This is a genomic window from Streptococcus mitis, assembly GCF_009496205.1.
GTDB lineage: Bacteria > Bacillota > Bacilli > Lactobacillales > Streptococcaceae > Streptococcus > Streptococcus mitis_BN.
The window spans coordinates 1-15,731 of the sequence record NZ_WIJO01000051.1 but is presented as its reverse complement, the minus strand read 5'-3'; the positions used below and the strand labels follow the sequence as shown (position 1 = coordinate 15,731).

The window sequence follows — 15,731 nt, the reverse complement described above, 5'->3', positions numbered from 1 at the left end:
GGATTTCGAAACTTTGAAAACTTCAAAAAAAGGATTTTTATTGCTCTGAACATCAAAAAAGAAAGGGCAAATTTTGTCCTTTCTCGAGCTTAGCTTTTCTTCAACCCACTACAGTTGACAAAGAGCCTTTTTTCATAGCATTATTGTACAAAAAATAGAACCTTTTAGCAACTTAATATTGGTTCTTCTACAATATATTCACACCAAAAAACCCACCCAATGGGCAGGTTCTGTATATATTATTCAGCTAGGTTATGCTTTACCTTCTGAACCGAATACGTCGATACGTTCTTCAACTGATGCTTGGATAGCTTTTACACCGTCAGCCAAGAATTTACGTGGGTCGAAGAGTTTTTTCTTGTCGTATTCTGCTTCGTTTGCTTCGTAGTCACGAGCAAATTTACGAGTTGCGTTAGCGAATGCAATTTGGCATTCAGTGTTAACGTTAACTTTCGCAACACCAAGTTTGATAGCTGCTTGGATTTGCTCATCAGGAATACCTGATCCACCGTGCAATACGATTGGGAATCCTGGAACAGCTTCAGTCAATTTTTGCAAGTGATCAAGGTGAAGACCTTTCCAGTTTTCTGGGTAAGGACCGTGGATGTTACCGATACCAGCTGCCAAGAAGTCGATACCAGTTTCAACCATTGCTTTAGCATCTTCGATTGGAGCCAATTCACCATCACCGATGATTCCGTCTTCTTCACCACCGATAGTACCAACTTCAGCTTCTACTGATACACCATTTGCATGAGCAAATTCTACAACTTTACGAGCTTTTTCAAGGTTTTCTTCAACTGGAAGGTGTGAACCATCAAACATAACTGAAGTATAACCAACTCGGATACACTCTAGTGCATCTTCGTAGTGACCGTGGTCAAGGTGGATAGCTACTGGTACAGTGATACCCATTGATTCAACAAGGTTAGCGATCAAGTTGCGAGCAACTTTGTAACCACCCATGTATTTAGCAGCACCCATTGAAGTTTGGATCAAAACTGGAGCTTTTTTAGCTTCTGCTGCACGCAAGATAGCTTGAGTCCACTCAAGGTTGTTTGTGTTAAATCCACCAACTGCATAACCGTTGTCACGAGCTGCTTGGACAAATTTTTCTGCTGAAACGATTGCCATTTTATCAGGCCTCCTGTATATTTTTATGGGTCATCCCATTTACATTGTTCATTTTATCACTTTTTGACAAAAAAATCTAGTTTTTCCCGCAGTTTCGATTGAATTTCTTCTAGCTTCATCTATGTAAGCCCTTTCTCTCCCTAGTCTTAGGTGACTTTTGGAAAAGCTATGAAGAAGGTTAAACGATTATCCTCCATCTCGAAACGATAAGCTAATTTTTCATGTTCCAATAGACTCTTGACCACAAAGAGCCCCATCCCAGACCCTTTGGCCTTGCGACTAGCATTACTAGAAAAAGACTGGGCCAGTTTTTCTTGTTCTTCAGGACTACAGCTATTCTCGATAAAGAGTTCTCCTTCTCTCTCTCCAATACGAACCAAACCACCTAGAACAGAGTACTTGATAGCATTGCTGATAAGGTTAGAAAGAATCAACTTCATAACTGATGGGTTTAGATAAGCCTGCTGATGGGTTAAACTATTGTCTATCTGGAGTTCTCTTTCCTTGGCTAGTAAAGCATAATCCTTAACTAGACTTTGCGTCATCTGGTATAGGTCAATTTGTTCCCTATCATCTCTCAATTCCTGCACAGACGAGAGGGAAAGTATCTGCAGAACATGGTGATTGAGTTCATCCACAATCCCTAAGGCAACTCCCAGATAGTGGTCTCTATCCTTATAACGACCAACATTTTCTTTCATGTTTTCGATCAAGATTTTCAAACTAGCCAGTGGTGTTTTCAATTCATGAGAAGCCCCTCGTAGGAATTCGACCTTCATCTTTTCAAGCTGGAGAATAGCTTCATTCTTGTCATGCAAGTCCGCAATGACAGTCAAAAGATGCTGGTAGAGGCTATTGATTTGTTCCTTGAGATCACCAATCTCATCCTTGGAATCCACACGCAATCGCACTTGGGCATCCAGTTCCATCATTCTACGAGTTACTCGCTTGATTTCCAAAATCGGGGCAACAATGGTCCGAGCATAGATATAGGCTACCAAAAGGGAAATCAGAAAGGATGCCAGCAAGGTATAGGGAAGAAACTGGAGACTGATTTGCTCTGCTTCCTTTTGCAAATCCATGGACGCTAAAAACTGGAGAGTCATGGTACCACCGTCCTGCGTTTTCACCTCGCGCTCCTCGATAAAAAGAGAGGTTGTCTGGCGATCTGTATCCAGAGGAAGGCTGTCCTTTACTTCTAACTTGTCCTCGGTCATCTCGCCCTTGACGGTCCCCTTGATATCACTAGTCTGAGAATACAAGTCTAAGACTTGCTCGATGCTCTGCCTATCCTTACCTTCTAGGGACTGGGCAATGGCTGTCGCTTTCTGACCAATGGTTTCCTGATGATGGCTCAGATAAGTCGAGGGAAATAGAAAATAAATAGCCAAATGAAGGCAGATAACCAGAACACTAAATATCGAGAAGGTATAGATAAATATCTTTGTAAATAAACCTGTTCGTTTCATTTTCGCTCCAATTTATAACCAACATTGCGCACAGTGAGGATGCAATCCAAGTCTAGCTTTTTCCGCAGCTCCTTGATATAAACATCAATGACACGGTCAAAGGGAACCTCATCTGTCGCTTTCCATACGGCATCAATTATCTGAGATCGGGTCAAAGCCCGTCCTTCATTTTTCACCAGATAGTCCAAAATTTCCAACTCTTTAGCATTAACAGCCACTTCTTGACCTGCTAGGCTGGCACTGTAGCTCTCAAAGTCCACCTTGGTATCCTTATAGGAGAAGACTCGTCCTGTATCGTAGTAGCGCTTAAAAATCGCGTCTACCCTCACTTTTAAGAGGGAGAGGGAGAAGGGCTTTTCCAGATAGCCATCTGCCAGAGAGGCAAAGGCGCTCAGCTTGTATTCCTCATCCTGAAAGGCGGTCAGCATCAAGACAGGGACTTGGCTGGTTTTACGAATCTCCGCTAGGACTTCTAGGCCATTGAGCTTGGGCATCTGGATATCCAGTAAAACCAAGGCTATTTCATAGCTGGAAAATTTTTCTAAGGCTTCTTGACCGTCTGCTGCCTCAATGGTTTCATAACCGCAATCCGTCAAATAGTCACTGACTCCCTCACGGATCATCTCTTCATCTTCTACAATTAAAATTTTCATAGAAAAAACGTTTCACATTCCTTTAAATTTCTTATAAATCATCTCAAGTTCATCCCGACAGAAAGAGGCCTTATCAAGATAAAATAGATAAAAATGCTACCTATATTATACCCCATTTAGGGGAGAATAGGTAGCAAGTTTGTTATTCACTATCCAGCAAGAGCTCTTTTGGTTGTTTTCTTAGGAGATTGCTTGAAGCAAGCGCCATAACGAGAACCACTAGAACCAAGGCAAGGACAAAGACGATGATAAAATCTGATGTCTGAATAGAAATATCTAGGCTCGACAAGGTCTTGCTAAAGCCATCTACCTCTGCACCACCACCAAGGTTAGAGGCTTGAGCAGCCTTGCTGGCTTGCTTGGCAACACCTGAAGTGACATTGGCAAGAACAGTATTTCCGATTGCACGCGCTGTGTAAGTAGCTAAGAAGTAAGCAGAAACAAGAGCAGGGATGGCAATCAAGATGGATTCAGTGATGAATTGACCCAAGATACTTGCCTGCTTGAGACCGATAGAGAGGAGGATTCCCACCTCCTTGCGACGGGCGTTAATCCAAAGGCTGAGCAAGAGGGCAAGGAGAAGAACTGAGAAACTCAAGCTACCCCAGAAGAGGAGATTAGCCATCTTGTACATACCAGAAATGGATTGCTCAAGAGCTGGGTAGTTAGATGAGCTCTTAACGAGTGTATAGCTCTTCCAGTTGATGCCACTGATACCATTCAACTCTTTCATAACATCATCCAAGTTCTTGTCCGCTGTTACAAAGAAGGTTGCGTCCCCATAAATAGCTGTGTCTTCTGTGTAACCATAAAGTTTTGCAGCAGTGTGAATGTCTGTGATAGCTGTATTTTCATAGAGTTCTTGTGAGTAGGTTACTGCTGACTTATTATGACCATCAAAGAGTCCCTTGATTGTCACTTCGACTGTTTCCTTGGCACCTTTTTCATTGTCTGCATCATAGACATTAGAGTCCAATTTGACCTTGTCCCCTACTTTCCAGCCGTGTTTGGCTGCCAAGTCCTTGTGCAGGAGGATCTTGTCCTTGTCGTCGTTTGTTAAGTGCTCACCTTCGACCAGCTTATAAGAACCAGAGACAAACTTGTCTTCTTTAGAGGAGTCATTGACACCTGTAATCATCAAGCTACTTCCAAAATGTTTGGCACGGTCAGGTGTCAGATTTTTCTTGGTTTCTGGCGTTTCGATGAGTTCATAGCCAGTCAAATCTCCGATAGCGTTGATGCGTTTCACATAAGACTCAATGGCCTTGTTTTCGGTGATTTTTTTGATATCTTCACCCTTGATATTCCCAGCACCACGTGGCGTTCCTTGATTGACGCGACGATTGATTTGCATGGAGAAGCTGTTGGTGATATTTTTAAAGGTCTCCTGAGAAGCCTTGGCAGTAGCTCCCTTGATCGACAAGCCAACCAAACTCAAGCTCGCCATGAGGAGAATAATCAGGAAGATGACAATCGATTTGAAAAACTTCCTTGTAACATAAGCAAATGCGTTGTGTAACATAGATTCCCTTTCTAGATTTTGTTCTATTTTATAGTTCTAACAGAAAAAGCTCATATTATTTCGTCGTATTGCGAGTTTCAGTCAGTTTCTTATCCTTCAACTCAAGTGTAATATCTGACGCTTGTGCCACTTCTTTGCTGTGAGTTACGACGATGACACATTTACCTGTTTTCTGGGCAAGTGATTTGAGCAGTTCGACAATATCTCCAGCAGTTTTAGGGTCCAGATTTCCCGTTGGTTCATCAGCAAGAATGACTGGAGCTTCTGAGACCAAACTGCGAGCAATGGCAACACGTTGCTGTTGACCCCCTGATAACTGGAGAACATTCCGCTTGATCTGACTTTCATCCAAACCAAGCTCAAGAAGTGTATCCTTACTTGCCTTTTTGTTGACCAAGCGGATATTTTCCAGTGGAGAAAGATAATCTATCAAGTTATAATTTTGAAAGACCAGGGAAATATGGTGCATGCGATGGTAAGAATAGCCCTTCTTACGAATGTCCTCTCCTTGGAAAAGTATAGAACCTTCAACAGGACTATCTAGACCAGCAAGTAGGGACAAGAGTGTGGATTTTCCTGCTCCTGACTCACCAATAATACTGTAAAATTTCCCGGGTTCAAAATTATAATTGATCTGATATAGGACTGCTTCAGCAGTGTTCTTATAACGGTAGGTAACATCTTGTAATTGTAATAAAGTCATGATTTCTCCTTCTTATACTCAATGAAAATCAAAGATTAAACTAGGAAGCTAGCCACAGGCTGTACTTGAGTACGGCAAGGCGAAGCTGACACGGTTTAAATTTGATTTTTGAAGAGTATTAACTAATAGATGATAAAATTTCTTTCGGCGATTTTCTAAATAAGAATAGGAAACAAAGAGCTACAGATAAGCAACTAATCAACAACAGAAAGACATAGGACTCTGCAAAAGATAATAAACTACTTGATAGACCACTTGTTTTGGCTAGTGTATTTTGTAAGCTTGCCTGATCTCCACTTGCTAGTAGAGTTTGGAGTAGGTAGGATGTGATTGCGTTTCCTGTAGCAAATGCTGGAAGCAAAGCTCCGAGAGATACCAAAAATACCTCTAAACAGAACTGCAGGAAAATCGAACTCTTGCCTTTTCCAAGTGCCAGAAGAATCCCCACTTCGTAGACCCGTTCTCTCAACCAGAGAGACAAAACAAGAATTAAGGCTCCTGCTCCTGCTATCAACATCCCATAAAGAAAAATGGTCAGAAAGGTTTGGAAAGTTGCAACCGAGTCTTTGATTTGTTCAAAAGCCTTGTTTTCCTTTTCAACTTGATACCCTTGATTTTCCAAGGCCAAGTTTTCCACCTGCTTCATGAGTCCGTCCATTTCCTTAGGATTTTCTACATAGAAGCGAGCTGCACTGACTTGAGGTTCACTATTACCCAAAAGGCTTTGGCTACTCTCATAATCTGTAAAGATCTGGTTTTCACTGAAATCAGAAGACAAGCCTGTGAATTTCTCCTGTTTTTTACCAGAAAAGATTCCTACAATCTCAAACTCCACTGTTTGTCCTTTGCCAGATTCTGACTGTCCAGCATCCAAGCCAATCTTGTCATGAAGCGAAAGACCGTTCTTCTTAGCCAACTCTTCGTGGATCAAGATTTTCTTGAAATCTCCTTTTTGAAGGTGTCGCCCTTCTTTTAAGTTGAAAGCCGAGCTGGTAAAGGTCACATCCTTAGATGAATCCTCAAGAGCCGTTATGCTAACCAAGTTTTTGTCTGCAGCTGATAAATCATCACGCTCCACGCTCTGCTCGCCACTCACCGCTTCCTTGTCTTTTAGTTTTGCAATCGTCTCCAGTTCAGGAGAGACATTTTCCAGCCCCTTAATCTGGCTCACGGATGATAAGTCCGACAACTTAAAAGTCTGACCATTTTCTATCTTCTTAATAGAAAAAGATGTGTTGAGTGATTTGTAAAGATTGGTTTCAACTGTTTTGTTGGACTTCATCAGAGTCAAACAGGCTGAAATTCCAGCCAATAGGACCAATAAAATCAGAAATAAAATAAAACTTCTCAGTCGTTTTCTACTGACATAAGCCCAAGCTCTTTGGATTGGATTCATTTGTCACCTCCATATTTGTAAGACTATTATAAAATCCAAATATGAAATGTTTATGAAATCCAAAAAAAGAGCAAAAATTTTTTGCTCTACGTAAATTAGATAAAAAAAGAGCTAGCCTCAGCTAACTCTTATCCTATGCGGAGAGAGGGACTTGAACCCTCACGACCTAAAGCGGTCACAGGATCCTTAGTCCTGCGCGTCTGCCAATTCCGCCATCCCCGCGTCGATTACTTTACTAGTATATCAACTTTTGGGATGCTTGTCAACACTTTTTTTCAATTTTTTTCATTTCATCAACCAAATTACTCAGAAAGTTCATTTAGATTTTCATCTACTAACTTAGCTCCAAGTGTGTTTTTGAAATGACCTAGGGCAAATTGATGATTTTCAGGCCAGATGGAAGCAACGGCTGGTTTAACAATCTCGATGTCATACCCTAGATTATAGGCATCTATAGCTGTATGCAGGACACAGATATCCGTCAAGACTCCTGTTAAGATAACTGTTGAAATTCTACGCTCTCTCAAGCGGATATCCAGGTCAGTCCCTGAAAATGCTGAGTAATGGCGTTTATCCATCCAAAAGACACGACTGTCTGAACCATGCTCTTGATAAAAGGTTCCCAAATCTCCGTATAAATTCCGTCCACTAGTCCCAATCAAATTATGAGGAGGAAATAATTTACTTTCTGGATGGAAACAATCGTTTTCTTCATGAGCATCGATGGTAAAGAAGATGTAATCTCCTCTTTCAAAAGCCAACCGAGTCACCTTGCCAATGGCATCTGAAATTGCCTGAGCTGGAGCACCTGCTGTCAATTTTCCACTATCAGCCACAAAATCTTCTGTATAATCAATCGAAATCAAAGCCTTAGTCATTAGTAATCTCTTTTCTTCACTTCTTCAAAAATATCTGAAATCAAGACCTTAAGGTAGGTTCCCTTCATTCCAAGTGAGCGACTTTCAATAATCCCAGCAGACTCAAGTTTACGAAGAGCATTAACGATCACAGAACGGGTAATACCGATACGGTCTGCAATCACTGACGCAGTCAACTGTCCCTCATTTCCGTTTAACTCCCCTAAAATTGCTGAAACAGCACGGAGTTCTGAATAAGAAAGGGTATTGACCGCCATGGTAACAGCAGTACGGCGACGGATATTTTTCTCATCCTCTTCACGTTGGAAGTTGAGAAGCTGAATCCCAACAACGGTACTGGCAATCTCAACAAGGATCAAGTCCTCATCTTCGAATTTCTTATCATTGCGCCAAATAATCAAAGAACCTAAACGAATCCCTGACACATGAATCGGTGCAATAGTCGTCAAGCCATCAGGAAAGTCGGCACGACTTTCCACAGGGAAAATACTTAAATCATGATCAACTGTCAGATTGGCTTCTGTATCGTAGATCATGTTCGCACCTTGAATGTAATCATCCGGGAAAATTTTAGTCTGGAAGAATTGCTCTACACGATCTGTATTGGTTTTGTAACGCATAAAATAGCCAAGGAGACGTCCCTTGCTATTAACGATACAGGCGTTACAGTCAATAATATCAGCCAATTGACGGGTAATCGCATTGTAGGGAAGTTCTTCCTGCAACTGCTCGTCTGAGCGCTTCAGGATAGAAGTAATTTTTCTAGTTTTTTCTAATAAATGTGCCATTTTTCACCTCGAATTTAATCGCTATCATTATAACATAAACAGCTTGAATTTTCAATTATTATCTGAAAATTGCTTATTTAATTGCAATTTGAAAAAACAAGAATATTTTTAATTAAATTGCTTCTTTTCTATTGACAAGCTCCCTATTTTTGTGTATTATAATATCACAAGAAGATAATATATCTATTTATTTATCTTTCTTTTCCATTCGGTCTCCTTATATAAAAAAGCGATTCATTTTGAACCGCTTTTTCTTATTTATCGCCCTTGTTACGAATAACAAAGCCTGTTTTCTTTTCGCTTGAAGTGTTACGTGGTTTTTTATTATCCTTACGGTAACGTTTTTCCTTATCATAACGATCATTTCCACGACTGCCTTTTTTGAAATCATCACGGCGACCACCACGACGGTTGTCTCCTCGGCGATTATCACGACGGTCATCTCCACGACGACCTCCCTTAGCGTTACCACCGAAGCCATTACCTGATGGTTTAAATGGCAGTGGTTTTTCACGTGCAATCTCCACTTCAGGAAGACTATCTGGGTCTTGAACAGTCAGACTCAAGATATACATTGCCAATTCTTCTGGAGTAAATTCGGCAGCTAGCTTACGAGCATCCTTACCAAATTTCTCAAAGTTGCCACGGATAGTTTCATCTGCAAAATCACGTTCGATTTTCTTGAGAGCTACCTGTTTTTTTGCTTGGAAGGCTTCTTCTGCACTTGCAGGTTTGAGACCTTTCATACGTTTCTTAGTCAAGTTTTCAATGATTTGGAGGTAGCCCATTTCATTTGGTGAAACGAAAGTAATAGACTGACCTGACTTACCAGCACGACCTGTACGACCGATACGGTGAACATAACTTTCAGGATCTTGTGGAATATCGTAGTTATAGACATGGGTCACACCTGAAATATCCAAGCCACGCGCTGCAACGTCTGTCGCAACCAAAACATCAAGATTGCCATTTTTAAAGTCACGAAGGACACGAAGACGTTTGTTTTGGTCTAGGTCTCCATGAATTCCTTCAGCACGGAAGCCACGGATTTTAAGACCACGAGTCAATTCATCTACACGACGTTTTGTACGACCAAATACGATAGCAAGTTCTGGTTGTTCCACATCCATGAGACGAGTCATGGTATCAAATTTTTCTTGCTCTTTAACTCGGATATAGTATTGGTCAACCAATTCTGTTGTCAATTCCTTAGCCGCAATCTTCACATGCTCAGGTTCTTTCATAAACTGAACACCGATACGTTTGATGGCATCTGGCATAGTTGCTGAGAAAAGTAAGGTTTGACGGCTTTCAGGAACACGGGAGATGATAGCTTCAATGTCTTCAAGGAAGCCCATGTTGAGCATTTCATCCGCTTCGTCAAGGATAAGAGTTTCAATATCTTGTAATTTCAAGGCCTTGCGTTTAATCAAGTCCAAAAGGCGACCAGGTGTTCCCACCACGATATGGGCACCAGATTTAAGAGCCTTAATTTGTTTTTCAATGCTTGATCCACCATATACTGAGCGGACTTTGACTCCCTTACTACGACCAAAGCGGAAGAGTTCTTCTTGACTTTGGACAGCGAGTTCACGAGTTGGAGCGATGACCAAGGCTTGGATAGTCGCTTCTTCTGTACGGATTTTTTCAAGGGTAGGCAAGCCAAAGGCTGCAGTTTTTCCTGTACCAGTCTGAGCTTGACCGATAACGTCCTTGCCTTCAAGGGCCAAGGGAATGGTTTGTTCTTGGATCGGACTGGCTTCTACAAAACCAGCTTTTTCAATCTCTGCTAGCAAATCAGCAGACAAGTTTAATTCATTAAATTTCACGTTATTCTTCTTTCTAAAGGTGGTGCGAAGCCACCCTATAGGGCTTAGTTTATACTTTTCTTTTTATGACGTATTTTCATATACTGGATATAAAATCGTGTTGCTTCTTTTCCACAAAAGAAAAGTACTGTTTTCTTTGCAACCTATCTAGTATAACACAAGAGAGAAGCAAAAGATAGCCCAATCCATCGATAAAGTCATGTAAACGATTTTTCTGAGAAAGTGAGGATGAAATTTCCACTATTTCATAAACTTTTTTAAAGCGTAGCAGAATTGTGCAAAAGTTTTTTTCTTGTGCTAGAATGAAATTCGAATAGGAGGAAGATAAATGTTAACTTATGATTTAATCGTTATCGGATTTGGTAAAGCTGGTAAAACACTAGCTGGTAAATTGGCTTCAGCTGGGAAAAAAGTTGCCCTCGTTGAACGTAGCAAAGCTATGTACGGTGGAACTTGTATCAACATCGGATGTATCCCAACTAAGACTTTGCTGGTTGCTGCTGAGAAAGACTTGTCTTTTGAAGAAGTCATTGCTACTAAAAACACTATCACTGGTCGCCTCAACGGTAAAAACTATGCGACTGTTGCTGGTACAGGCGTAGATATTTTTGATGCGGAAGCTCACTTCCTTTCAAATAAAGTCATCGAAATCCAAGCTGGTGATGAAAAGAAAGAACTGACCGCTGAAACAATCGTCATCAACACTGGTGCTGTTTCAAACGTCTTGCCAATCCCTGGACTGGCTACAAGCAAAAACGTCTTTGACTCAACAGGTATCCAAAACTTGGACAAATTACCTGAAAAACTTGGAGTCCTTGGTGGTGGAAATATCGGTCTTGAATTTGCAGGCCTTTACAACAAACTTGGAAGCAAGGTTACAGTCCTAGATGCCTTGGATACTTTCCTACCTCGTGCAGAACCTTCCATCGCAGCTCTTGCTAAACAATACATGGAAGAAGACGGTATTGAATTGCTTCAAAATATCCGTACTACTGAAATTAAAAATGACGGTGACCAAGTCCTTGTCGTAACTGAAAATGAAACTTACCGTTTCGATGCCCTTCTTTACGCAACTGGACGCAAACCAAATGTAGAACCACTTCAACTTGAAAATACAGATATTGAACTAACTGAACGTGGTGCTATTAAAGTAGATAAACATTGTCAAACAAACGTTCCTGGTGTCTTTGCAGTTGGAGATGTCAACGGTGGACTTCAATTTACTTACATTTCACTTGATGACTTCCGTGTTGTCTACAGCTACCTTGCTGGAGATGGCAGCTACACACTTGAAGACCGTCTCAATGTACCAAACACCATGTTTATCACACCTGCACTTTCACAAGTTGGTTTGACTGAAAGCCAAGCAGCTGATTTGAAACTTCCATACGCTGTTAAGGAAATCCCTGTTGCAGCAATGCCTCGTGGTCACGTAAATGGAGACCTTCGTGGAGCTTTCAAAGCTGTGGTTAATACTGAAACAAAAGAAATTCTTGGAGCAAGCATCTTCTCAGAAGGTTCTCAAGAAATCATCAACATCATCACCGTTGCTATGGACAACAAGATTCCTTACACTTACTTTACAAAACAAATCTTCACTCACCCAACCTTGGCTGAGAACTTGAATGACTTATTTGCGATTTAAGTTGAGATTTAATCGTATTGAACAGCCCTCTGAGGGCTGTTTTCATTTCTGCGAAATCTCATACTCTTCGAAAATCTCTTCAAACCACGTCAGCTTCACCTTGCCGTACTCAAGTACAGCCTGCGGCTAGCTTCCTAGTTTGCTCTTTGATTTTCATTGAGTATCAAATCTGTCTTTTCCCTCTTTTATGATATAATAGAAACATGAAATTAAAAACTACTTTGGGCCTCCTAGCTGGGCGTTCTTCCCACTTCGTTTTAAGCCGTCTTGGTCGTGGAAGTACGCTCCCAGGAAAAGTCGCCCTTCAATTTGATAAAGATATTTTACAAAACCTAGCTAAGAACTACGAGATTGTCGTGGTCACTGGAACCAATGGAAAAACCTTGACAACTGCCCTCACTGTCGGCATTTTAAAAGAGGTTTATGGTCAGGTTCTTACCAACCCAAGCGGTGCCAACATGATTACAGGGATTGCGACAACCTTCCTAACAGCCAAGTCTTCTAAAACTGGGAAAAATATTGCCGTCCTAGAAATCGACGAGGCCAGTCTATCTCGTATCTGTGACTATATCCAGCCAAGCTTATTTGTTATTACTAATATTTTCCGTGACCAGATGGACCGCTATGGTGAGATTTACACAACTTACAAGATGATTTTGGATGCTATTCGTAAAGTGCCTACTGCCACTGTTCTTCTTAATGGAGACAGTCCACTTTTCTACAAGCCAGCTATTCCAAATGCTGTACAGTATTTTGGTTTTGACTTGGAGAAAGGTCCAGCTCAGCTGGCTCATTATAATACCGAAGGAATCCTCTGTCCTGAATGCCAAGGAATCCTCAAATATGAGCATAATACTTATGCAAACTTGGGTGCCTATATCTGTGAAGGCTGTGGATGTAAACGTCCTGATTTAAACTATCGCTTGACAGACTTGGTTGAGTTAACCAACAATCGCTCTCGCTTTGTCATTGACGGACAAGAATACGGTATCCAAATCGGTGGTCTCTACAATATCTACAACGCCCTAGCTGCGGTTGCCATCGCCCGTTTCCTTGGTGCAGATTCACAACTCATCAAGCAAGGATTTGATAAGAGCCGTACTGTCTTTGGACGCCAAGAAACCTTCCATATCGGTGACAAGGAATGCACCCTCGTCTTGATTAAAAATCCAGTCGGTGCAACTCAAGCTATCGAAATGATCAAACTAGCACCTTATCCATTTAGCCTATCTGTCCTCCTTAACGCTAACTATGCAGATGGAATTGACACCAGCTGGATCTGGGATGCTGATTTTGAACAAATCACTGACATGGACATCCCTGAAATCAACGCTGGCGGTGTTCGCCATTCTGAAATCGCACGTCGTCTACGAGTAACTGGCTATCCAGCTGATAAAATTACTGAAACAAGTAGTCTGGAACAAGTTCTTAAGATCATTGAGAACCAAGACTGCAAGCATGCTTATATTCTGGCTACCTATACTGCTATGCTGGAATTCCGCGAACTGCTGGCTAGTCGTCAGATTGTTAGAAAGGAGATGAACTAATGGTTTATACTTCACTTTCCTCAAAAGCTGGCAATTACCCCTATCAGCTCAACATTGCCCACCTCTACGGAAATCTCATGAATACCTACGGGGACAATGGAAACATTCTCATGCTCAAGTATGTGGCTGAAAAGCTGGGAGCCCATGTGACGGTTGACATCGTTTCACTTCATGATGACTTTGATGAAAACCACTATGACATCGCCTTTTTCGGTGGCGGTCAAGACTTTGAACAGAGTATCATTGCAGACGACCTACCTGCTAAAAAAGAGAGCATTGACAACTACATCCAAAACGACGGTGTGGTTCTGGCTATCTGCGGTGGTTTCCAACTATTGGGTCAATATTATATTGAAGCTTCAGGGAGACGTATCGAAGGGCTAGGTATCATGGGCCACTACACCCTCAACCAGACCAATAACCGTTTTATCGGTGACATCAAGATTCACAATGAAGATTTCAATGAAACCTACTATGGATTTGAGAATCATCAGGGCCGTACCTTCCTCTCAGATGATCAAAAACCACTGGGACAGGTTGTCTATGGAAATGGAAACAACGAAGAAAAGATCGGCGAAGGGGTTCATTATAAGAATGTCTTTGGTTCCTACTTCCACGGGCCTATCCTATCTCGTAATGCCAATCTAGCTTATCGCCTAGTCACTACTGCCCTCAAGAAGAAATATGGTCAGGACATCCAACTCCCTGCCTATGAGGACATCCTCAGTCAAGAAATCGCTGAAGAATACAGCGACGTCAAAAGCAAGGCTGACTTTTCTTAAACAAAGTGAAACTATATCAAAGAACTCCGTTATCTTGTCGGAGTTTTTTTGTCTTTTCTTTTACCCTTCTCCCTTGCATTTTCTCTCTTTTTTTGCCAAAATAGAGGGGTAGAAAGAAGGTAGCATATGTCTAAATTACAACAAATCGTAACATATCTTGAATCAGAAAAACTAGACGTCGCTGTCGTATCTGACCCCGTCACAATCAATTACCTCACTGGCTTTTATAGTGATCCCCATGAACGCCAAATGTTCCTTTTTGTCCTAGCGGATCAGGAACCCCTCCTCTTTGTCCCAGCCCTTGAAGTAGAACGTGCAAGTAGCACTGTTTCCTTCCCAGTTGTGGGCTATGTGGATTCTGAAAATCCATGGCAAAAAATGAAACATGCTCTTCCACAACTTGACTTCAAACGTGTAGCTGTTGAGTTTGACAATCTCATCTTGACCAAATATCATGGCTTGAAAATAGTCTTTGAAACTGCTGAGTTTGAAAACCTCACTCCTCGTATCCAACGTATGCGCCTCATCAAATCAGCTGACGAAGTGCAAAAAATGATGGTTGCAGGTCTCTATGCGGACAAGGCTGTTAAGGTTGGTTTTGATAATATTTCTCTTGATAAGACAGAGACAGATATCATCGCTCAAATAGACTTTGCCATGAAACGTGAAGGCTATGAAATGAGCTTTGATACTATGGTCTTGACTGGTGATAATGCTGCAAATCCACACGGCATTCCGGCAGCTAATAAGGTTGAAAATGATGCTCTTCTCCTCTTTGACCTCGGTGTTCTAGTCAACGGCTATGCATCTGATATGACTCGTACGGTCGCTGTCGGCAAACCTGACCAATTCAAGAAAGACATTTACAACTTGACCCTTGAAGCCCAACAAGCTGCTCTTGACTTTATCAAACCAGGTGTGACTGCCCATGAAGTGGATCGCGCTGCCCGTGAGGTCATCGAAAAAGCTGGTTACGGTGAGTACTTCAACCACCGTCTCGGTCACGGTATCGGTATGGATGTCCACGAATTCCCATCTATCATGGAAGGAAACGACATGGTCATCGAAGAAGGCATGTGCTTCTCTGTTGAACCAGGTATCTATATCCCTGGTAAAGTCGGTGTCCGTATCGAAGACTGCGGTGTTGTTACCAAGGATGGCTTTGACCTCTTTACAAGCACCAGCAAAGACTTGCTTTATTTTGATTAATATTCTTCGAAAAACTTCCTACAATAAAACGCATAAGTATCAAGGTTTCAACACCTGATATTGTACTGACCCCAAAAAGTTAGACAATTAATTTATCCGAAGGATTTAGTTCTGTATTGTACAGGGCTAAGTCCTTTTAGTTTTACCTTAATTCGTTTGTTGTTGTAGTAATCGAT

14 protein-coding genes and 1 tRNA gene are annotated in these 15,731 nt (G+C 41.5%); 4 read left to right on the top strand and 11 right to left on the bottom strand.

Annotated elements, in window-relative coordinates:
* Positions 1-252: 252 nt before the first annotated feature.
* The 10 genes from GEZ85_RS08215 to cshA form a co-directional block, all read right to left on the bottom strand.
* Complete coding sequence (locus GEZ85_RS08215; protein WP_001019006.1) at positions 253-1,134, bottom strand: class II fructose-bisphosphate aldolase; 882 nt, start codon at positions 1,132-1,134, stop codon at positions 253-255.
* A gap of 146 nt (positions 1,135-1,280) precedes the next feature.
* Positions 1,281-2,603, bottom strand: a complete 1,323-nt coding sequence (vncS, locus tag GEZ85_RS08210; RefSeq protein WP_033684897.1) for a sensor histidine kinase VncS — start codon at positions 2,601-2,603, stop codon at positions 1,281-1,283.
* Positions 2,600-3,256, bottom strand: coding sequence for a response regulator transcription factor VncR (gene vncR / locus GEZ85_RS08205; RefSeq protein WP_024057458.1), 657 nt, complete (start codon positions 3,254-3,256; stop codon positions 2,600-2,602). The genes vncS and vncR overlap by 4 nt, the downstream gene beginning before the upstream one ends.
* Before the next feature lie 142 nt (positions 3,257-3,398).
* The gene (gene vex3 / locus GEZ85_RS08200) at positions 3,399-4,778 is read right to left on the bottom strand and encodes an ABC transporter permease subunit Vex3 (RefSeq protein WP_000902998.1); all 1,380 of its coding nucleotides are present in this window, start codon (positions 4,776-4,778) and stop codon (positions 3,399-3,401) included.
* Between the two features lie 55 nt (positions 4,779-4,833).
* Positions 4,834-5,481, bottom strand: coding sequence for an ABC transporter ATP-binding subunit Vex2 (gene vex2, locus GEZ85_RS08195; RefSeq protein WP_000173751.1), 648 nt, complete (start codon positions 5,479-5,481; stop codon positions 4,834-4,836).
* A gap of 118 nt (positions 5,482-5,599) precedes the next feature.
* Complete coding sequence (locus tag GEZ85_RS08190; protein ID WP_153210008.1) at positions 5,600-6,877, bottom strand: ABC transporter permease; 1,278 nt, start codon at positions 6,875-6,877, stop codon at positions 5,600-5,602.
* Between the two features lie 136 nt (positions 6,878-7,013).
* A tRNA-Leu gene (locus tag GEZ85_RS08185) sits at positions 7,014-7,099 on the bottom strand.
* Positions 7,100-7,179: 80 nt separating this feature from the next.
* Positions 7,180-7,755, bottom strand: coding sequence for a cysteine hydrolase family protein (locus GEZ85_RS08180; RefSeq protein WP_004255720.1), 576 nt, complete (start codon positions 7,753-7,755; stop codon positions 7,180-7,182).
* Positions 7,755-8,543, bottom strand: coding sequence for a GTP-sensing pleiotropic transcriptional regulator CodY (gene codY, locus GEZ85_RS08175; RefSeq protein ID WP_000940721.1), 789 nt, complete (start codon positions 8,541-8,543; stop codon positions 7,755-7,757). The genes GEZ85_RS08180 and codY overlap by 1 nt, the downstream gene beginning before the upstream one ends.
* A 254-nt stretch (positions 8,544-8,797) precedes the next feature.
* Positions 8,798-10,372 carry a degradosome RNA helicase CshA gene (gene cshA / locus GEZ85_RS08170; RefSeq protein ID WP_322741447.1) on the bottom strand — a complete coding sequence of 525 codons (1,575 nt, stop codon included), beginning with the start codon at positions 10,370-10,372 and terminating at the stop codon, positions 8,798-8,800.
* 328 nt (positions 10,373-10,700) lie between these two features.
* On the opposite strand from cshA, the gene GEZ85_RS08165 reads away from it, so the two are divergent.
* The 4 genes from GEZ85_RS08165 (at position 10,701) to GEZ85_RS08150 (ending at position 15,555) form a co-directional block, all read left to right on the top strand.
* Positions 10,701-12,017, top strand: a complete 1,317-nt coding sequence (locus tag GEZ85_RS08165; protein ID WP_033682109.1) for an FAD-containing oxidoreductase — start codon at positions 10,701-10,703, stop codon at positions 12,015-12,017.
* A gap of 203 nt (positions 12,018-12,220) precedes the next feature.
* On the top strand, positions 12,221-13,564 hold the full coding sequence (gene murT, locus GEZ85_RS08160; RefSeq protein ID WP_153210007.1) for a lipid II isoglutaminyl synthase subunit MurT: 1,344 nt from the start codon (positions 12,221-12,223) through the stop codon (positions 13,562-13,564).
* Entirely contained in the window at positions 13,564-14,346 is a 783-nt protein-coding gene (gene gatD / locus GEZ85_RS08155; protein WP_153210006.1) for a lipid II isoglutaminyl synthase subunit GatD, read from the top strand. Before murT ends, gatD begins: the two co-directional genes overlap by 1 nt.
* Positions 14,347-14,472: 126 nt before the next feature.
* Positions 14,473-15,555, top strand: a complete 1,083-nt coding sequence (locus GEZ85_RS08150; protein ID WP_153210005.1) for a M24 family metallopeptidase — start codon at positions 14,473-14,475, stop codon at positions 15,553-15,555.
* Between the two features lie 92 nt (positions 15,556-15,647).
* Here the strand turns inward: GEZ85_RS08150 and GEZ85_RS08145 are convergent.
* Positions 15,648-15,731, bottom strand: an 84-nt coding sequence (locus GEZ85_RS08145) for an IS3 family transposase (protein WP_138027530.1), incomplete at its 5' end; no start/stop codon positions are given.